The sequence below is a fragment of the Enterobacter nematophilus genome (assembly GCF_026344075.1).
Lineage (GTDB): Bacteria > Pseudomonadota > Gammaproteobacteria > Enterobacterales > Enterobacteriaceae > Enterobacter > Enterobacter nematophilus.
Genome location: NZ_JAPKNE010000001.1, coordinates 415876 through 433944, shown reverse-complemented (window position 1 = coordinate 433944; position 18069 = coordinate 415876). Strand labels below are relative to the sequence as shown.

The 18069-nt window shown below is 57.2% G+C and carries 15 protein-coding genes; 9 read left to right on the top strand and 6 right to left on the bottom strand.

Translation table 11 applies throughout. From position 1 onward, the window contains the following. The first annotated feature begins 26 nt into the window (after positions 1–26). Positions 27–1490: a mannitol dehydrogenase family protein gene (locus OSH03_RS01995; RefSeq protein ID WP_266178127.1), complete on the top strand. Its 1464-nt coding sequence runs from the start codon at positions 27–29 to the stop codon at positions 1488–1490. Positions 1491–1533: 43 nt separating this feature from the next. On the opposite strand, the gene ydfZ is transcribed toward OSH03_RS01995, so the two are convergent. Further along, positions 1534–1737 carry a putative selenium delivery protein YdfZ gene (gene ydfZ, locus OSH03_RS01990; protein WP_028013008.1) on the bottom strand — a complete coding sequence of 68 codons (204 nt, stop codon included), beginning with the start codon at positions 1735–1737 and terminating at the stop codon, positions 1534–1536. 288 nt (positions 1738–2025) lie between these two features. On the opposite strand from ydfZ, the gene OSH03_RS01985 reads away from it, so the two are divergent. Beyond that, on the top strand, positions 2026–2457 hold the full coding sequence (locus tag OSH03_RS01985) for a universal stress protein (RefSeq protein WP_041910207.1): 432 nt from the start codon (positions 2026–2028) through the stop codon (positions 2455–2457). Between the two features lie 33 nt (positions 2458–2490). Here the strand turns inward: OSH03_RS01985 and OSH03_RS01980 are convergent, their stop codons facing one another. Beyond that, positions 2491–3177 carry a GntR family transcriptional regulator gene (locus OSH03_RS01980; RefSeq protein ID WP_266178126.1) on the bottom strand — a complete coding sequence of 229 codons (687 nt, stop codon included), beginning with the start codon at positions 3175–3177 and terminating at the stop codon, positions 2491–2493. 91 nt (positions 3178–3268) lie between these two features. Continuing rightward, on the bottom strand, positions 3269–4015 hold the full coding sequence (ydfG, locus tag OSH03_RS01975) for a bifunctional NADP-dependent 3-hydroxy acid dehydrogenase/3-hydroxypropionate dehydrogenase YdfG (RefSeq protein ID WP_266178125.1): 747 nt from the start codon (positions 4013–4015) through the stop codon (positions 3269–3271). Between the two features lie 142 nt (positions 4016–4157). On the opposite strand from ydfG, the gene dcp reads away from it, so the two are divergent. The 3 genes from dcp to OSH03_RS01960 all read left to right on the top strand — a co-directional run bounded on the left by dcp (position 4158) and on the right by OSH03_RS01960 (position 9784). Then, positions 4158–6191 carry a peptidyl-dipeptidase Dcp gene (gene dcp, locus OSH03_RS01970; protein ID WP_266178124.1) on the top strand — a complete coding sequence of 678 codons (2034 nt, stop codon included), beginning with the start codon at positions 4158–4160 and terminating at the stop codon, positions 6189–6191. Positions 6192–6600: 409 nt separating this feature from the next. Next, positions 6601–8148, top strand: coding sequence for a methyl-accepting chemotaxis protein (locus OSH03_RS01965; protein WP_151413833.1), 1548 nt, complete (start codon positions 6601–6603; stop codon positions 8146–8148). Between the two features lie 427 nt (positions 8149–8575). Continuing rightward, positions 8576–9784 (top strand): MFS transporter, encoded by a 1209-nt coding sequence (locus tag OSH03_RS01960; RefSeq protein WP_266178123.1) that lies wholly within the window; start codon positions 8576–8578, stop codon positions 9782–9784. A gap of 19 nt (positions 9785–9803) precedes the next feature. On the opposite strand, the gene OSH03_RS01955 is transcribed toward OSH03_RS01960, so the two are convergent. Beyond that, on the bottom strand, positions 9804–10793 hold the full coding sequence (locus OSH03_RS01955) for a 2-hydroxyacid dehydrogenase (protein ID WP_116340177.1): 990 nt from the start codon (positions 10791–10793) through the stop codon (positions 9804–9806). 210 nt (positions 10794–11003) lie between these two features. Between OSH03_RS01955 and OSH03_RS01950 the strand changes: the two genes are divergently transcribed. Genes OSH03_RS01950 through OSH03_RS01940 form a run of 3 tightly spaced genes read left to right on the top strand, consistent with a single transcriptional unit; the run spans position 11004 to position 14156 of the window. After that, complete coding sequence (locus OSH03_RS01950) at positions 11004–13643, top strand: YdbH family protein (RefSeq protein ID WP_266178122.1); 2640 nt, start codon at positions 11004–11006, stop codon at positions 13641–13643. Continuing rightward, positions 13640–13831: a YnbE family lipoprotein gene (locus OSH03_RS01945; protein ID WP_126326064.1), complete on the top strand. Its 192-nt coding sequence runs from the start codon at positions 13640–13642 to the stop codon at positions 13829–13831. Before OSH03_RS01950 ends, OSH03_RS01945 begins: the two co-directional genes overlap by 4 nt. A 7-nt stretch (positions 13832–13838) precedes the next feature. Continuing rightward, positions 13839–14156, top strand: coding sequence for a YdbL family probable chaperone protein (locus OSH03_RS01940; protein WP_266178121.1), 318 nt, complete (start codon positions 13839–13841; stop codon positions 14154–14156). On the opposite strand, the gene feaR is transcribed toward OSH03_RS01940, so the two are convergent. Further along, complete coding sequence (feaR, locus tag OSH03_RS01935) at positions 14157–15065, bottom strand: transcriptional regulator FeaR (protein ID WP_266178626.1); 909 nt, start codon at positions 15063–15065, stop codon at positions 14157–14159. Positions 15066–15306: 241 nt separating this feature from the next. On the opposite strand from feaR, the gene OSH03_RS01930 reads away from it, so the two are divergent. Then, on the top strand, positions 15307–16806 hold the full coding sequence (locus OSH03_RS01930) for an aldehyde dehydrogenase family protein (protein WP_266178120.1): 1500 nt from the start codon (positions 15307–15309) through the stop codon (positions 16804–16806). Between the two features lie 99 nt (positions 16807–16905). On the opposite strand, the gene OSH03_RS01925 is transcribed toward OSH03_RS01930, so the two are convergent. Beyond that, positions 16906–18012 carry a GGDEF domain-containing protein gene (locus OSH03_RS01925; RefSeq protein WP_266178119.1) on the bottom strand — a complete coding sequence of 369 codons (1107 nt, stop codon included), beginning with the start codon at positions 18010–18012 and terminating at the stop codon, positions 16906–16908. Positions 18013–18069 lie beyond the last annotated feature (57 nt).

Below are 18069 nucleotides of genomic sequence, written 5' to 3'. Positions count from 1 at the left end.
GGCTTTCTAATTAACGAGTCTTAATCATGGAAAATACCTTATTACAGGCCAACGCGACGCTGCCTCAGTACGATCGCGCCAGCCTTAAAGCACGCATTGTTCATTTAGGCTTTGGCGCATTTCACCGCGCGCATCAGGCGGTGTATGCCGACATCCTCGCGGCTGAAAACGGCAGCGACTGGGGCTACTGTGAGGTTAACCTGATTGGCGGCGAGCAGCAGATTGCCGACCTGAAGGCGCAGGATAACCTCTACACCGTGGCGGAAATGTCTGCCGATGCCTGGACCTCCCGCGTGGTTGGCGTAGTCAAAAAGGCGCTGCACGCGCAGGTCGACGGGCTGGAGAGCGTGCTGGCGGCAATGTGTGAACCGCAGGTGGCGATTGTCTCGCTGACCATCACCGAAAAAGGCTACTGCCACTCTCCGGCGACAGGGCAACTGATGCTCGATCACCCGTTAATTGCCGCGGATCTGCAAAACCCGCATCAGCCGAAATCCGCGCCGGGCGTGGTGGTGGAAGCGCTGGCGCGTCGTAAATCGGCGGGGCTGCCCGCGTTCAGCGTGATGTCCTGCGACAACATGCCGGAGAACGGTCACGTGATGCGCAACGTAACCTGCGCTTACGCCCGGGCGGTAGACGGCGAGCTGGCGGACTGGATCGAGGCTAACGTCACCTTCCCGTCAACCATGGTCGATCGCATCGTGCCGGCGGTCACTTCCGATACGCTGGATAAAATCGCGCAGCTGACCGGCGTACGCGATCCGGCGGCGGTGGCCTGCGAGCCGTTCCGCCAGTGGGTTATCGAAGATAACTTTGTGGCCGGGCGTCCGGAATGGGAAAAAGCCGGCGCCGAGCTGGTTTCAGACGTGATCCCGTTTGAAGAGATGAAGCTGCGCATGCTCAACGGCAGCCACTCGTTCCTCGCGTACTTGGGCTATCTGGCTGGTTATCAGCACATCAATGAGTGTATGGAAGACGAGCACTACCGCGTCGCCGCGCACGCGCTGATGCTCAACGAGCAGGCACCGACTCTGAAAGTGAAGGGCGTGAATTTAGAACGCTACGCTGACCTGCTGATCGCCCGCTACAGCAACCCGGCCCTGCGCCACCGTACCTGGCAAATTGCGATGGACGGCAGCCAGAAGCTCCCGCAGCGCATGCTGGACTCCGTGCGCTGGCACCTGGTGCACCAGACGCCTTTCCCACTCCTGGCGCTGGGCGTGGCGGGGTGGATGCGCTACGTCGGCGGCGTGGACGAGCAGGGTAACGCCATCGACGTGAGCGACCCGCAACTGGCGGCGATTCAGGCGGCGGTGAAGGGAAGTGCCGAAGGTGAGAAGCGGGTTAACGCGCTGCTCGGCATTGAAGCCATTTTTGGAAAAGAGTTGCCGCGAGAAAAAGTCTTCACAGACGCCGTGATGAGCGCGTATCAGACGCTGCTGCAGAAGGGCGCGAAGGCTACGGTGGCGGAGTACGCGTCACGCCTGTAATACAACACATGCCGCCGTTCGCGGCGGCATGTCGGCGCACAATTTAGTGCATACCCAGACGAATCAGTTCAATTGGTTCGAACTTACCTTCGCATCCTTCCACTTCCACCGTTTTGCCACGGCGCACCTGCGCGGCATCCAGCCCGTCGCTGTGGATCGCCTTAATCACGCCGGTTTTACCGGTGCCGCTAATCATGACGCGGCTGCCGGTGGTGATTGCATTGCGGTTACGGTCGTATGTCATCATGGTATTTTCTCCTCTCTAAACTATCCGTTACGGCGCTATTTCAGGTTTTGCCGTTCACGGGGCACTATAAATACGCCTGTCTGCCAGTCATGTTTTTGTTTTTGATCAAACTCACACTTTTTTCTTTATTACGTGGGGCGCTGACGCTTCACGACAGCAATTTACAAAGCAGGCCATTATTTTCATTTATTGATAGTTTCAACGGGGAAGCGTTGAGGGTTGGTTTATATTCCCGATGTCATTCTGGGTGCAGGAAATAACCCTTCATCGGAATAAGGAGTCAGGCTTATGTATAAGAAGATTTTGATGCCTGTTGACGTGTTTGAAATGGATTTGAGCGACAAGGCGGTTCGCCACGCGGCTAACCTTGCGAAGGCCGAGGGCGCGTCGATTACCCTGGTCAATATTCTGCCTGCCAGCAGCCGGTCTCTCCTGCGCGGATTCAACGCCGATATTAAAAAGTTTGAAGAGTATATGAGCGCAGAATCCGGGAAGAAAATGAACGAGTTAAAACGACTGTTCGATATCTCCCCGGAAAATATTCACACCCTGGTTCGTTTTGGCAGCGTCCGCGATGAAATTATCAAGCTGAGCAAAGAAGGGGAATATGACGTGATTGTCATCGGGTCGAAAAATCCGGGCATCACCACCCATCTGCTGGGGTCAAATGCGGAATCTATTCTGCGCTACGCCACAATTCCGGTGTTGGTCGTTCGCTAATCACGACGCCGCCCTCGAAAGGGGCGGCAAATATTACTCTTCGCTAAACCACTCGCTATTTTCCTGACGAATAAGCTGCACGGATTCGCCGATCTCCTGCAGATGCAGCGTCATCGCTTTTTCCACGCCGTCCGGATCGCGTTTTTCCAGCGCGCTGAAAATATCGTGATGCTGTCGAAGCAGCATTTCCGGCGGGGAGACGTGATCGAGGCTCATGTAGCGCACCCGGTCAATGGTGGCCTTGATGTTCTCGATGGTATCCCAGGCTAACTGGCAGTCCGCAATTTGCGCCAGCTTCTGGTGAAACTCGTCATCAAGCTGGAAGAAATCGTTGAGCTGCTTACGGTCAATTGCAATGCGCTGCTGATGCAGGTTTTGCTCCAGCAGGTAACACTGGTTGTCGTTGATAAGCGCTGCGGCACGGCGCACCACCGCGCATTCAATCGCCTGACGCACAAAACAGCCGTTGCGCACCTGTGAGAGTGAAATTTTGTTCACGTAGCTGCCGCGCTGCGGGCGGATCTGAACCAGGCCGTTCTCCGCAAGCTTGATGAACGCTTCACGCACCGGCTGACGGGAGACGTCAAAACGCACGGAGACCTCTTTTTCAGAAAGCGGCGTTCCCGGCGGGATCAGGCATTGGACAATATCGCGTCGCAAAATGCGATAGATTTGCTGGTTTACGGGCTGGGTAGGATTGAGTTGCGATTCAGCGGCCATGAGTTGTCATTTCTCAGAGAGTTAGCCTGAACATACTACCATTCTTTTATAACCCGAAACAGACCCGGCCCGCGGGCCGGGAAGGGCTTATTTAGCCACGATGGACGCTAAGTCCGGCAAAGCTCTGGCTGACCGGCATCATCTCTACGGTATTGATGTTGACGTGTTTTGGCAGGGTCGCGACCCACCAGACCGCTTCGGTGACGTCTTCCGGCGTCAGCGCATTGGCGTTTTCGTAGGTTTTATCCGCTTTCGCGTCATCGCCCTTGAAGCGCACGTTGGAGAATTCGGTGCCGCCAACCAGCCCCGGCTCGATATCGGTGACGCGAATGGCGGTGCCGTGCAGATCGGTACGCAGGTTCAGACTGAACTGGCGAACGAAGGCTTTGGTCGCGCCGTAGACGTTACCGCCCGCGTAAGGCCAGCTCCCGGCGGTAGAACCGATATTGATAATGTGGCCGCGGTTGCGCTCCACCATGCCCGGCAGCACCGCGCGGGTCATGTACACCAGCCCTTTGTTGTTGGTATCGATCATATTTTCCCAGTCCTCAACGCTGGCCTTGTGGGCAGGCTCCATGCCCAGCGCCAGACCGGCGTTGTTGACCAGCACGTCGATGGCGCGCCACTCTCCCGGCAGGTTAGCAATCATCTCTTCAATGGCCGCGCGGTTACGCACGTCCAGCTGTGCGGTCAGGATGCTGTCTCCTAATTCGTCCTTCAGCTCCTGCAGGCGCTCCTGACGACGGCCGGTTGCAATCACCTTATGCCCGTTGGCGACGAAGCGACGCGTGATGCTTTCACCAAAACCCGCCGTTGCCCCGGTAACTAAAATAATCATCTCACTGTTCCTCAACGCTTTTTGTGTTGTACTAACATAGCACGCCCGCAGAGGGTGCGTTAAGGCAACATTTGTATGACGGCGTTGCAGGCGATGGCGGCCTGGCCTACTCTGGGAAGATATCCGTTCTGAGGAGTGAAAGATGACGGCCAACAACCCCTTTTTTGACATCAGCCTGCTGCCTTACCAGGCCCCCCATTTTGATACCATCAAAGACGAGCACTATCGTCCGGCCTTCGATGAAGCGCTTCGCCAGAAGCGGGCGGACATAGACGCGATAGTTTCTCAAACCGCTGCGCCTGACTTCACTAACACCGTGCTGGCGCTGGAGAAAAGCGGCGTCATGCTCGCGCGCGTCAGCAGCGTTTTCTTCGCCATGACCTCCGCGCACACCAATGCCTACCTGCAGGAGCTGGAGGAGCAGTTCTCCACCGAACTTGCCGCGCTGGCGAACGACATCTGGCTGAACGACACCCTTTTCGCCCGCGTCGAGAGCGTGTGGCAGGACCGCGCCGCTCTGGATGCCGAATCCCGTCGGCTGGTCGAGGAGACGTACCAGCGCTTTATTCTGGCCGGCGCGCGCCTGAATGAAGCGGAAAAAGCCGAGCTGAAGGCGCTGAATACCGAGGCCGCGTCCCTGACCAGCCAGTTTAACCAGCGCCTGCTGGCCGCCAACAACGCGGGCGGTCTGGTGGTGGATTACGCGCACCAGCTTGAAGGCCTCAGCGCAGAAGAGATCGCTGCCGCGGCGCAGGCCGCTGCGGAAAAAGGGTTGAACGATCGCTGGCTGATCCCGCTCCTGAACACGACACAGCAGCCTGCGCTAGCCGCGCTGCGCAACCGGCAGACGCGCGAAAATCTGTTCAACGCCGGCTGGACGCGCACCCAGAAAGGGGATGAAAACGACACCCGCACGCTGATCCTGCGCCTTACGGCGCTGCGGGCGCGCCAGGCCCGTCTGCTCGGCTTTGAGGATTACGCCAGCTGGAGCATCGCCGACCAGATGGCGAAAACTCCCGACGCCGCGCTGGCCTTTATGCGCGGAATTGTGCCCGCCGCGCGTGCTCGTGCAGAGCGCGAGCAGGCCGATATCCAGAAGGTCATTGATGACGAGCAGGGTGGGTTCACCGCGCAGGCCTGGGACTGGGCCTTTTATGCCGAGCGCGTGCGCCAGGCGAAATACGCCCTCGATGAATCGCAGATTCGACCCTATTTTGCCCTCAATACCGTATTGCAGGATGGCGTATTCTGGGCGGCCAGCCAGCTGTTTGGCATCCGTTTTGTGGAGCGTTTCGATATTCCGGTTTATCACCCTGACGTCCGCGTATGGGAAATTTTTGACCATACCGGTGAGGGCATGGCGCTGTTTTACGGCGACTTCTTCGCCCGCGATTCCAAGCAGGGCGGGGCCTGGATGGGCAATTTCATCGAGCAATCCTTTGAGCTTGCTGCCCGCCCGGTGATCTACAACGTCTGCAACTACCAAAAGCCGGGTAACGGCGGCGTCGCGCTTCTCTCCTGGGATGACGTGATAACCCTGTTCCACGAGTTTGGCCATACCCTGCACGGTCTGTTTGCCAGCCAGCGCTTCGCCACGCTGTCCGGCACCAATACGCCGCGTGATTTCGTTGAATTCCCGTCGCAAATCAATGAGCACTGGGCCAGCCATCCTCAGGTGTTTAGCCACTATGCCCGTCATTACGAAACCGGTGACCCCATGCCGGACGCGCTGCGGGAAAGCATGCTCAACGCGACCCATTTCAACAAGGGCTATGACATGACGGAGCTGCTGAGTGCGGCGCTGCTGGACATGAACTGGCACGGCATCAGCGAGGCCGTGTCGAGCGTTGAAGAATTCGAAGCCGCGGCGTTGAAAAAAGAGGGGCTGGATCTGCCCGCTGTACCGCCGCGCTATCGCAGCAGCTACTTTGCCCATATCTTCGGCGGCGGCTACGCGGCGGGGTACTACGCCTACCTGTGGACGCAAATGCTGGCGGACGATGGCTATCAGTGGTTTGTCGAACAGGGTGGATTGACGCGTGAAAACGGACAGAAATTCCGTGAGGCGATTTTGTCTCGCGGCAACAGCGCTGATTTAGCCGAACTTTATCGTAGCTGGCGCGGACACGATCCGAAGATTGAACCGATGCTGAAGAATCGCGGATTGAGCGCATAGCGTCACTTTTAGCTGCGAAGAGAACCGGGCCTCGCGCCCGGTTTTTTTATAGGTCTGAAAGTCCTTAAATGGTCAAAAAAAGAACTAAAATTTACATTTATTAATGTTTTGAAATGCAGTTACATTAAATGTGCTTAATTTTAGGCGCTTTTGCGAATCTCAAATTTATAATTCTCGCAACTTAATTTAATTATTTATACTGATTGAAGTACAATCGTTAATTGCATATAAGAATCATCGCAAAAAGAGGGTTAATATATTTTTATTGCAGCCTAAAGTATTAATTTCCTCTGCCGATTAGCATGGGTGTGGTCGTGGTGGAAACCTATTTCCGTTACCCACAAAAAATAAGCCGTTATTAAAATTCATCTCCAGAAGATGAACCTATGCTAATTATTAAGGAAGAGTCATGTTTAAAAATCTCAACATCGGCACCCGGCTTACCATAGCATTTGGCGCAATTGTGGTTTTAATGTCCGTCGTCTGCGGGTTGCTCTATTTGAGCTTTGACAGAGTGACGGCCGTCAGCAAGCTCAACGTTCATAGCTATAAAGTGGTCGATAACCTTCGCTCCGTAACCGAAAACCTGATCAACATGGAAACCGGCATTCGCGGTTTTGCGCTCACCGGCAATCAGGACGTTCTTCAACCCTTCACGCAGGGGGATGAGAGGTTTAAAAGCAAAGTTGATGAAATTGCAGGGCTTACGCGTGATAATCCGTCGCAGCAGCAAAAATTAACCACCCTCTCCAGGCTTGAAGAAGAATGGAAAAGGTCATTTGCGCTGCCGTTAATCCAGCGAAGAGAGAGGGTATCCCGCGGGGGCGAAGATATGGATGCGTTCATCAGTAGCCTTGAGCGTAATACCGGAAAAGAGCAAATGGACGCTATGCGGGGCGTTATTCAGCAAGCGCTGAACGACGAATACAGCATTATGGCTGAACGTCAAACCCGACTGGCTGAAGAACGCTTCCGTACGCGCATGATGATAATCCTGGGAATGATTGCGGCGGTTTTCACCGCGCTGCTGACGGGCACACTGCTGTCGCGCAGTATTCTCCGACCGCTAAAGCAGGCCCTGAATACGGCGAACACCATTGCCGCCGGCGATCTCACCTCAACCATACGTATTACCCGGATGGATGAAACCGGCACGCTGCTTGCGGCTCTGGACAACATGCAGACCCAGTTGAAAACCCTTGTCACTGAAATCAAAGAGGCCGCGACGTCGGTGGATCTGGCTGCCGGGGAGATCGAGCAGGGCAATATGGAGTTATCGTCTCGCACCGAGGAGCAGGCAGCGGCGCTGCAGCAGACTGCCGCCAGCATGGAGCAGCTGACGATGACCGTTCGGAACAATACCGAGGTCGCTGAGCATACGGCAACGTCAGCAAGAAAGACGGAAGCACTGGCACGCGAAGGTGAGTCTGCCGTGGGCGAAATGAGCGAAACGATGCAGAATATCTCGGCTAACGCGCTGAAGATAAAGGAAATCACCAGCGTTATAGAAGGGATAGCTTTCCAGACTAATATTCTGGCGCTGAATGCGGCGGTCGAGGCTGCACGTGCCGGTGAGCATGGTCGCGGCTTCGCCGTGGTGGCGACGGAAGTCAGAAATCTCGCTCAGCGCAGCGCAACGGCTTCTAAAGAAATTGGGGCGCTGATTGAGCATGCCGTTGAGGATGTCGATAACGGTGTGTCGGTGGCATCCAGAACGGCAGAGACGATTTTGCGGGCCGCGAGCAACGTGGCTACGCTGGCAGAAACCATGGACAGTCTTTCAATGGCTTCGGTTGAGCAAATGCAGGGCATCATGCAAATCAGCGCTGCCGTCACCCAGATGGATGGCGTGACGCAGGGTAATGCGGCGCTCGTTGAGCAGTCCGCTGCGGCATCGCAGGCGCTGACCGAGCAGTCCAGGGCACTGAAGCAGATGACGGAAAACTTTGCTATTTGAGCGGCAAAGCATAATGAAAAGGTAAAGCTCCGGCGTTTTAAACGCGAATTTTAATCAAACCAGCAACGAGGGCGCCTTAATAAAAAGGGGCGTCCTCGTGAATAATGAAGAAAATAGCCGAGCGCCAGTGACAATTTAAAAATACTGACTACGATTTCGTAAAACGAATAATTTAAAAGGAGTTTCTGATGGCGATTGCTGTGGTGACGGTTTTACTTTTCCTGCTGATGTTCCCGGCGGCTATTCACATTTTGCTACAGCTCGTCGGAGGCTGGTGTGACGCGTAGCCTCCCTGGTTAATCCGGTCTTTTGGTCCGTCATCTGATTTTCAAAAAGCAGCGCTACGCTACATTTTTAATTTTATTGTACGATCGTCTGGACGCGGTTCATTGCGAAACGCGAGCCGGATAATTCACAGGCAGGAAGTATGTCTCTTCGTTCGCTGCGGGCGTTATGCCTCACAAGTTTTTTCATTGCGGATGTCCGTGATGGCCTTGGTCCTTTTCTCGGTATCTTTCTCACTGAGCGACACTGGACCCCCGATGATATCGGCTTGCTGATGACGGCCGGAGGGCTGGCGGGGTTACTGGCCACATTGCCGGCGGGGGTTATTACCGACACCTCCAGGAACAAACGCGCCTTGCTGGCGCTTCTCTGCATTTTGATCACCCTGAGCACGCTGCTGCTCTGGTTCAGCCAGCAGACCGGCGTTGTCGCCGTCTCTCAGATGGTCACCGGCATCTGCGCGGCGTTTGTCGGGCCTCTCGTCGCCGGGATTACGCTGGGCCTGACCGGCCAGCGCGGGTTCAGCGCGCAGATGGGCAAAAATGAGGCGTTCAATCACGGCGGCAATTTTGTCACCGCAGTGATAGCAGGCGGCATTGCCTGGTACTGGGGCGTCGGGGGGATTTTCCTGCTGATGACCTGTACCACACTGCTGACGCTCTGCGCGCTGCTTGCCATCCGTAACGGGGACATTGATAACGATGCGGCGCGAGGGCTTTCATCTTCAGGTAACGTTCCTGTCCCCGGCTTCGCGGTGCTGATTAAAAACCGGGCGCTGTTTGTGACCGGGCTGACGCTGCTGCTGTTCCACCTGGCGAACGCCGCACTGCTGCCGATGCTGAGCATGAGGGTGGCCGCGGCACCCGCCTCGATCAACCCTGGCCTGTTCGCGGCAGGCACCGTTATCATCTCGCAGGCGGTGATGATCCCCGTTGCCATCTGGGTTGCAGGCCGCATAGAACGTTACGGCTACTGGCGCCTGATTATGCTGGCACTGCTGGTTATGCCGGTGCGGGCGGCGCTGGCAGCAATGACGGACGCGCCGCTGATGATGATCCCGGTACAAATTCTCGACGGACTGGCCGCCGGGATCCTGGGTGTCGTGGTACCGTCGTTTATCGTGGTGCTATTGCGCGGGAGCGGGCACGTCAATGCCGGGCAGAGTGTGGTGATGCTGATGCAGGGGGTAGGGGCATCCATGAGCCCGGCGTTAACCGGCACGATTGCCGGTCATTACTCCTTTGCGGCGGCATTCAGCGTGCTGAGCGCGATTGCGCTGGCGGCCGTCCTGCTCTGGTGGCGCTTCGCACACCGGACCTGGGAAACAGACAGCATGCCGGGTGGGGCATAGCCGCCACCCGGGGTCTCACTTAGACCAGTTCGTTAGGGCAGGTTTCACCCTTTTCCAGCTGCTGCAGGTTACCCAGCGTGGTTTCCGAAATGCTGATCAGCGCTTCGGCAGTCAGAAACGCCTGGTGGCCGGTAAACAGGACGTTATGGCAGGCAGACAGACGGCGGAACACGTCGTCCTGGATCACATCGTTGGACTTGTCTTCAAAGAACAGATCGCGCTCGTTCTCATACACGTCCATCCCCAGCGCGCCAATTTTCTGGGTTTTCAGCGCTTCGATAGCGGCCTGAGAGTCAACCAGTCCGCCGCGGCTGGTGTTGATGATCATCACGCCGTCTTTCATCTGGTCAAACGCCGCCTGGTTAAGCAGGTGATAGTTTTCCGGCGTCAGCGGGCAGTGCAGGGAGATCACGTCAGACTGCGAGAACAGGGTCGCCAGGTCAACGTACTCTACGCCCAGCTCCAGCGCCGCGGCGCTCGGGTACGGATCGAATGCCAGCAGACGCATGCCGAAGCCTTTCAGAATGCGCAGGGCGGCGACGCCGATTTTACCGGTCCCGATCACGCCCGCGGTTTTGCCGTACATGGTAAAGCCAGTCAGCCCTTCCAGAGAGAAGTTGGCGTCACGGGTGCGCTGATAAGCGCGGTGAATACGACGGTTGAGCGACATCATCATGCCAATAGCATGTTCCGCAACCGCCTCCGGTGAGTATGCCGGGACGCGCACCACTCTCAGACCCAGCTCTTTCGCCGCGTCGAGATCCACGTTGTTGAAGCCGGCGCAGCGCAGGGCGATATACTTCACACCCTGCTTTTTCAACTCTTCCAGCACCGGACGACTGCCGTCATCGTTAACAAAAATGCAGACGCCTTCACAGCCGTGCGCCGTTTTGGCGGTTTTTTCGGACAGCAGAAAGTCGAAAAATTCAAGCTCAAACCCGTAAGCTTCGTTAACATGTTGCAGATACTTTTTGTCGTACTGCTTTGTGCTATATACCGCGAGTTTCATAAGACTTTCTCCAGTGATTTTGCATTCACGTTAGCATGATTAAAATTATCTTACAATTTATAAAATATTATTGAATTCAATAAGTTCTATCAATTATTCTAGAGCATCTATCCTTAAAAATGGCATTTCCTTCAACTGAATGGCTAAACATGCGACAATATTCGGCATTGCCGGCTTAATTCTTTCGAAAAATCAGGATATTAACTGCCCATGAAGGGTAAATACAAAGCCGCCATTGCGGTTTTACTGCTGTTGATTTTGGTGCCGCTGACGCTGCTGATGACGCTCGCCCAGTGGGTGCCGACGCTCGCCGGGATCTGGCTCCCCGTTGGAACGCGCATCGCTTTTGAAGAGAGCCCCAAACTCACCCGTCACGCGCTGGCGATCCCCGATCTCCGCTATCTGGTTGAAGAGTGCGAGATTGCCCGCATCGATAACGTGACGCTGTCACATCCGAGCCGCTGGAAGCTGGATATCGGCTCGCTGGATCTTAACGCCGTCTGTCTGAGCAAGATTCCTCAGTCAGCCCCGTCCACGGTAGCCCCAAAAACGCTGGCCCAGTGGCAGGCGGTGCTACCGAACACCTGGCTCACCATTCACCGTCTGACGCTCTCGCCCTGGCAGCAGTGGCAGGGCGAGCTTAATGCGTCGCTGACGCCATCCGTTCAGGAGATCGCCTATAAAGGCGAACAGGTCAGCATCAAAGGCACGCTTCGCGGCCAGACGCTCTCGGTCAGCCAGTTTGATGTTCAGCTCCCTGACCAGCCGCAGCCGATTAAGCTGGTGGGCGAGTTTACCTTGCCGCTGGTGCCGGACGGCGTTCCGGTGAAAGGCCATGCCGTCGCTACGTTTAACGTGCCTCAGCTCACGTCTCTGGTCGATGCCGATCTGGACTGGGAAGACAATCAGGGACAGCTGGTGGTGATGGCGCGAGACAACCCTGAACCGCTGCTCGATCTGCCGTGGCAAATCACGGCGGAACAGCTGAACATCAGCGACGGACGCTGGAACTGGGGTCTTTCGGGTATGCCGCTGAGCGGCCGGGTTTCCCTTCGCGCCGACAACTGGCAGCAGGGGCTGGAGAAAACCACCCTGACCGGACGGCTGAATGTGCTTACGCGCGGTGACGCAGGGAAAGGCAACGCGGTACTGAATATTGGGCCGGGCAGGTTCAGCATGGAAAACAGCGACATGCCGTTGCATCTGAGCGGCGAGGCGAAGCAAAACGATCTCATTCTTTACGCCAAATTGCCGGCAAAACTGACCGGCAGCCTGTATGAACCGCAGCTGGCCTTTGCGCCGGGCGCGCTGCTTCGCTCGCGCGGGCGCATCATTGACTCGCTTGATATCGATGAAATCCGCTGGCCTCTGGCGGGCGTGAAGCTCACCCAAAAGGGCGTGGACGGTCGTCTGCAGGCTATTTTGCGCGCCCATGAAAACGAGATGGGCGATTTTGAACTCCATCTGGACGGGCAGGCCAACGACTTTTTACCCGATAACGGCCTGTGGCAGTGGCGCTACTGGGGCAAAGGGCGTTTTACGCCGATGAATGCCCGCTGGGATGTCGCCGGGAAAGGCGAGTGGCGCGACAACCTCATCGAGCTGACGGCGCTCTCCACCGGTTTTGACAAGCTCCAGTACGGCACGATGGACGTCAGCAAGCCGCGCCTGGCGCTGGAGCAACCGGTGCGCTGGGTCCGGGATCCCGAAAAGCCAACCTTCAGCGGCGCGCTGTCGCTCAATGCCGGGCAAACCCGTTTCTCCGGCGGCAGCGTTTTGCCGCCGTCGGTCCTGACCTTCAGCGTCGACGGCACCGACCCGACCATTTTCCAGTTTAAGGGTAACCTGCACGCGGACGCCATCGGCCCGGTGCAGGTGAACGGTCGTTGGGATGGGGAGCGCCTTCGCGGACAGGCCTGGTGGCCGAAACAGTCGCTCACCGTCTTCCAGCCGCTGGTCCCGCCGGACTGGAAAATGACGCTGCGTGACGGGGAACTCTATGCGCAGGTTGCCTTCTCGGCGGCCCCCGATCAGGGCTTTGAGGCGGGCGGACATGGTGTACTGAAATCCGGCAGCGCCTGGATGCCGGATAACCAGATCAACGGCGTCGATTTTGTGCTGCCGTTCCGCTTTAGCGAGGGGACATGGTCCCTGGGCACGCGCGGCCCGGTCACGTTGCGCATTGGCGAAGTGGAAAACCTGGTGACCGCGCGCAACATTACCGCGGACTTGCAGGGAAACTACCCCTGGACGGAGGATAACCCGCTGCTGCTCACCAACGTTAAAGTGGAAACGCTCGGCGGGAAGATCACCATGCAGCAGCTGCGGATGCCGCAGCACGATCCGGCTCTGCTGCGCGTGGACAACATCTCCTCAAGCGAGCTGATCGGCGCCGTCAATCCGAAGCAGTTTACCCTGTCGGGCCCGGTGAGCGGGGCGCTGCCGTTCTGGCTGGACAATGAAAAATGGATCATTAAAGATGGCTGGCTGACCAACCCGGGGCCAATGACGCTGCGCATCGATAAAGATACGGCAGACGCCATCGTGAAGGATAATATGGTCGCGGGCGCGGCGATTAACTGGCTCCGCTATATGGAAATCTCGCGGTCGTGGACGAAAATCAATTTAGATAACCTGGGTGAATTAACCATGCAGGCGACCATCAAGGGGACCAGCCGCGTGGACGGCAAAAGCAGCTCCGTCAATCTGAACTATACCCATGACGAGAATGTCTTTACCCTCTGGCGCAGCCTGCGTTTTGGAGACAACCTGCAAACCTGGTTTGAGCAACACGCGGCGATTCCCGGTCTCCGCAGTTCGACCGGCAAGGAAAGTGAGGAACAACAATGAAAAAGATGGCTGGTGCGCTCACCGTTGCCGTTGCCGCGCTACTGACCGGCTGTACGCCGCGCATTGAAGTCGCTGCGCCAAAGGAGCCGATTACCATCAACATGAATGTCAAAATCGAACACGAGATCCACATTAAGGTCGATAAAGACGTTGAAGCCCTGCTGAAATCGCGCAGCGATCTGTTCTGAGGACGCCATGAAACGAGTAGCTTTGATTTTACTGGCTCTGGGAATGAACGCGCAGGCGGCTGCCCTGACCTTAAACGATGCCCGCGCGCAGGGGCGCGTGGGGGAAACCCTGAGCGGTTACCTGGCCCCGATCCAACAGGATGCCGAAACGCTGTCGCTGGTGAATCGCATTAACGCGGCGCGCACGGAGAGCTACCAGAAGCTGGCAGACAGCAATAATTTGCCGGTTGATGAAGTGGCGAAAATGGCGGGGCAAAAGCTGGTAGCCCGCGCGCAGCCTGGCGAGTACGTGAAGGGCATTAACGGTAAGTGGCTGAAAAAGTAGCTAGCGGTAGCGCTTGCGGTATTCCCCCGGCGACACGCCAAAACGCTGCTTAAAGGCCGTTGAAAAGTGGCTATGGTCGGTGAATCCCCAGCTGTAGCCAATGCCCGCCAGCTTTTCATCATCGCCGGTTGACTGCAATTCCTGCGCGCAGAGATCCAGACGACGGTTTTTAATGTACTGCGCTACCACCAGCCCCTTTTCGGCAAACATGCGGTAGAGGCTGCGCACGGACATTCCGCTCTCGGCGGCAATCCATTCCGGGCGCAACGATTCAGACTGAATATGGTTGTCAATCAGCGCCACCACGTGCTGAAACTGACGCTCCTTGCGCGGCTGGATCACATCGCGCTGCTGGAACGCGGGGCGCAGCAGGCAGACCATCGCCTCAAGCGCCGCTTCACTCTCCCGGTCGCTCAGGTCGGGGTTGTTCATACTCTCCATCAGCAGGCGATGGCTCAGCTGTACCGTGGGCAACGCGCGGGAAAGGGCGAGCGCGCAGCTTATTTCCTGAAAGCGGCACTGCTGCTCGATAATCTGACGGGGAACCAGCAGCGAAATCTGGCGGGACTTTTCCTGCCAGTTGATCGAGCAGGGACGGGAGGCGTCAATCAGCGTGATATCCCCGGTTCTGAGCACCGCGCGCCGCGCATCCTGCTCAACTTGCGCGCTGCCTTCAAGCTGGAACACGGTATAGAACCACGCATCGTTACTCTGTGCGATCTCCTGACGGGAGCGGAACAGGTTAACGCCGCCTGCGGTGACGGTACTGAGCTTCAGGCTGCGCGCGTAGCTGGTCTCCAGTTCGCCGAAGAATTTGCCTTCGGTGGGCTGGGCGTTAAAACGCCCGCAAACCTGGTTAATTTGCGCCAGCCACTGCTGATACTGTTCCTGCTCGCTTGCACACGCCATCGTTTCTCTCGCTGCACCGTCAACGTTTTCGCATTGTTGCATTTGTGTTGCATTTTGTCTGAGCTATGAGGCTGACTATAGGAAAGAACACTCACCGGTAACAGCGATATAAGCGGCGATTATCGCGATTTGCGGCACCTGTCACAGGTGGCAAAGCGAATGTCACAGAGACAAAAGCGAGAATGCAAAACCCCACTTAGACTGGATGAACACCCTGCGAAGAATAACGAAGGAGTATCCTATGTCTGAATCATCGGTGGCTATTCTGCCTGCCGTGCAGCAGTTTTTAGACCGACACCATGGCCTGTGGATTGAAGGGCGTCAGGCCGCGTCGGACAGCGAAAAGCGGCTAAACGTCTACAACCCGGCCACGGGCGAGGTGATTGCTTCGACAGCCGATGCCAGCGTCGATGACGTTGACCGGGCCATCATGTCCGGCTGGCGCGCCTTTGTTACCCGCTGCTGGGCCGGAAAATTACCTGCGGAGCGCGAGCGGATCCTGCTCCATTTCGCCGATCTGGTCGAACAGCACGGCGAGGAGCTGGCCCAGCTTGAAACGCTGGAGCAGGGCAAATCTATTAACATTTCCCGGGCTTTTGAAGTCGGCTGCACCCTCAACTGGATGCGCTATACCGCCGGGCTGACCACCAAAATAGCGGGCAAAACCCTCGACCTCTCCATCCCGCTGCCGCAGGGCGCGCGCTATCAGGCGTGGACGCGTAAGGAGCCGGTCGGCGTGGTGGCCGGGATTGTGCCGTGGAACTTCCCGCTGATGATCGGAATGTGGAAAGTGATGCCTGCGCTGGCCGCGGGCTGCTCAATTGTCATCAAGCCTTCAGAAACCACGCCGCTGACCCTGCTGCGCGTGGCGGAGCTGGCCAGCGAAGCGGGCATTCCGGACGGGGTGTTCAACGTGGTGACCGGGAGCGGCGCGGTGTGTGGCGCAGCGCTAACCTCGCACCCGCATATCGCGAAGGTGAGCTTTACCGGCTCAACGGCGACGGGTAAGCAAATTGCCCGCGCGGCGGCGGACACGCTAACCGGGGTGACTCTGGAGCTGGGCGGGAAAAACCCGGCCATCGTGCTGAAGGATGCGGACCCCGCGTGGGTGATAGAAGGATTAATGACCGGCAGCTTCCTGAACCAGGGGCAGGTATGCGCGGCGAGCTCGCGCATCTACATTGAAGCGCCGCTGTTTGACACGCTGGTCAGCGGGTTCGAACAGGCGGTGAAATCTCTGAGCGTCGGGCCGGGCATGTCGCCTGAGGCGTTTATCAACCCGCTGGTGTCGCGCGCGCACTGCGATAAGGTGCAGACCTTCCTCGACGAGGCGACGTCGCGCAACGCGGAGCTGATCGTCGGTAACCGGGGTCCGGAAGGTAAAGGCTATTACGTGTCGCCTACGCTGGTGGTGAACCCGGATGCCGCGCTGCGGTTAACCCGTGAAGAGGTGTTTGGTCCGGTGGTCAACCTGGTGCGGGTATCCGACGGAGAAGAGGCGCTCCAGCTGGCAAATGACACCGAATATGGCCTGACGGCCAGCGTCTGGACGCAGAACATCAGTAAGGCGCTGGAGTATACCGACAGGCTGCAGGCGGGCACCGTCTGGGTGAACAGCCATACGCTGATTGACGCCAACCTGCCGTTCGGCGGGATGAAGCAGTCCGGTACAGGACGCGACTTTGGCCCGGACTGGCTGGACGGCTGGTGCGAAACCAAGTCGGTTTGCGTGCGCTACTAGTAAAAGCAAAAGGCAACCGGGAGGTTGCCTTTTTAGTGTTTGTTCCCTCTCCCGTGGGAGTGGGTCAGGGTGAGGGCATCAGGCCGCACCCGGCTTTATTCAAAGCGACCACCGATCCCGCCCGGCCTCCTTCGCCCGATACAGCGCCGCATCGGCGCGGGCGATGATCTCGGTGCCGGCTAAGCCTTCCACCATACCCGCAATCCCCATGCTGACGGTGACACGATCGCTGACGTCTGACGCGCTGTGCGGTATCGACTCCGCGCGCAGGCCATCCTGAATGCGTACCGCAACTTTTTCCGCGATATTTTCCGGGCAGTTAAACAGGATCACCACAAACTCCTCGCCGCCGTAGCGAGACACCACGTCGTCGGGCGTTCGCACCGACTGCTTCAGCACCCGCGCCACGCGCGTCAGACAGTCGTCACCCGCCTGGTGACCGTAGGTGTCGTTGTAGCGTTTGAAATAGTCGATATCCAGCATAATCAGCGAGAACGGTTTCTTCTGCTCAACCGCGTTCTCCAGCACCACTTCCATCTTCCGGCGGTTGGCGGTTGTGGTTAACGGGTCCTGATGCGCCAGCGCATCCAGTCGTGAGATCAGCAGCTGGTTTTGCTGGTTACGCCGCCAGGCCTCGTCAAACCAGCTTAACAGGATGAAACGCCCGCAGATGAGGATCAGCGAAAAGACGCTCCAGATGATAACGAAGTGAAGATTAAGGCCATCATTAAGTACCCAGCTGGCAATCGGCAGGGTTATCCAGAGCGGGAGCACGAAGGCGAGCAGCCCCTGAGGGTAAAAGTAGAGCGCGGTTAACCCTGCGAGTAATAAAATGACGCACAGCGGCCAGACGTGAGGCAGCAGTAAATTGGTGATAAACCAGAAGGAGGATATGGACCAGATAGCGCTACAGATAAACAGCACCACGCTGATACCGGCGATGCGCCGCCAGGCCATAAGGATCAGCGCAGCCGAGAGGATAATAATGCCGAGCATCGAGGCGTCGACCATTTTCATCATATGCGGCAAGTGGGGATAAAGCGGATCGCTGGCGTTAAGCAGGACGTGTCGCAGCAGAATCATCACGGCGAAGCTGATGTTGACGAAGGCCAGCCAGGGCAGGTTCATCGCCAGCCCGTGCATGACCATGGCGTGGCGCGTAGGCCAGGTTGCCCGTTCCAGCGTCGGTTTTTTTCTTTTTTCCATAAAATCCTTTCCCGTCCGGGGGATAAATCATTCAGGTGAGATATCAGTAACTATAAG

Excerpts from the sequence above, each read along its gene's own strand:
- OSH03_RS01980 (WP_266178126.1), bottom strand. The coding sequence starts at position 3,177 with ATGGCCGCTGAATCGCAACTCAATCCTACCCAGCCCGTAAACCAGCAA.
- ydfG (WP_266178125.1), bottom strand. The coding sequence starts at position 4,015 with ATGATTATTTTAGTTACCGGGGCAACGGCGGGTTTTGGTGAAAGCATC.
- OSH03_RS01950 (WP_266178122.1), top strand. The coding sequence starts at position 11,004 with ATGAAGGGTAAATACAAAGCCGCCATTGCGGTTTTACTGCTGTTGATT.
- OSH03_RS01930 (WP_266178120.1), top strand. The coding sequence starts at position 15,307 with ATGTCTGAATCATCGGTGGCTATTCTGCCTGCCGTGCAGCAGTTTTTA.
- OSH03_RS01925 (WP_266178119.1), bottom strand. The coding sequence starts at position 18,012 with ATGGAAAAAAGAAAAAAACCGACGCTGGAACGGGCAACCTGGCCTACG.
- dcp (WP_266178124.1), top strand. The coding sequence starts at position 4,158 with ATGACGGCCAACAACCCCTTTTTTGACATCAGCCTGCTGCCTTACCAG.
- OSH03_RS01945 (WP_126326064.1), top strand. The coding sequence starts at position 13,640 with ATGAAAAAGATGGCTGGTGCGCTCACCGTTGCCGTTGCCGCGCTACTG.
- OSH03_RS01955 (WP_116340177.1), bottom strand. The coding sequence starts at position 10,793 with ATGAAACTCGCGGTATATAGCACAAAGCAGTACGACAAAAAGTATCTG.
- ydfZ (WP_028013008.1), bottom strand. The coding sequence starts at position 1,737 with ATGATGACATACGACCGTAACCGCAATGCAATCACCACCGGCAGCCGC.
- OSH03_RS01985 (WP_041910207.1), top strand. The coding sequence starts at position 2,026 with ATGTATAAGAAGATTTTGATGCCTGTTGACGTGTTTGAAATGGATTTG.
- OSH03_RS01995 (WP_266178127.1), top strand. The coding sequence starts at position 27 with ATGGAAAATACCTTATTACAGGCCAACGCGACGCTGCCTCAGTACGAT.
- feaR (WP_266178626.1), bottom strand. The coding sequence starts at position 15,065 with ATGGCGTGTGCAAGCGAGCAGGAACAGTATCAGCAGTGGCTGGCGCAA.
- OSH03_RS01960 (WP_266178123.1), top strand. The coding sequence starts at position 8,576 with ATGTCTCTTCGTTCGCTGCGGGCGTTATGCCTCACAAGTTTTTTCATT.
- OSH03_RS01940 (WP_266178121.1), top strand. The coding sequence starts at position 13,839 with ATGAAACGAGTAGCTTTGATTTTACTGGCTCTGGGAATGAACGCGCAG.
- OSH03_RS01965 (WP_151413833.1), top strand. The coding sequence starts at position 6,601 with ATGTTTAAAAATCTCAACATCGGCACCCGGCTTACCATAGCATTTGGC.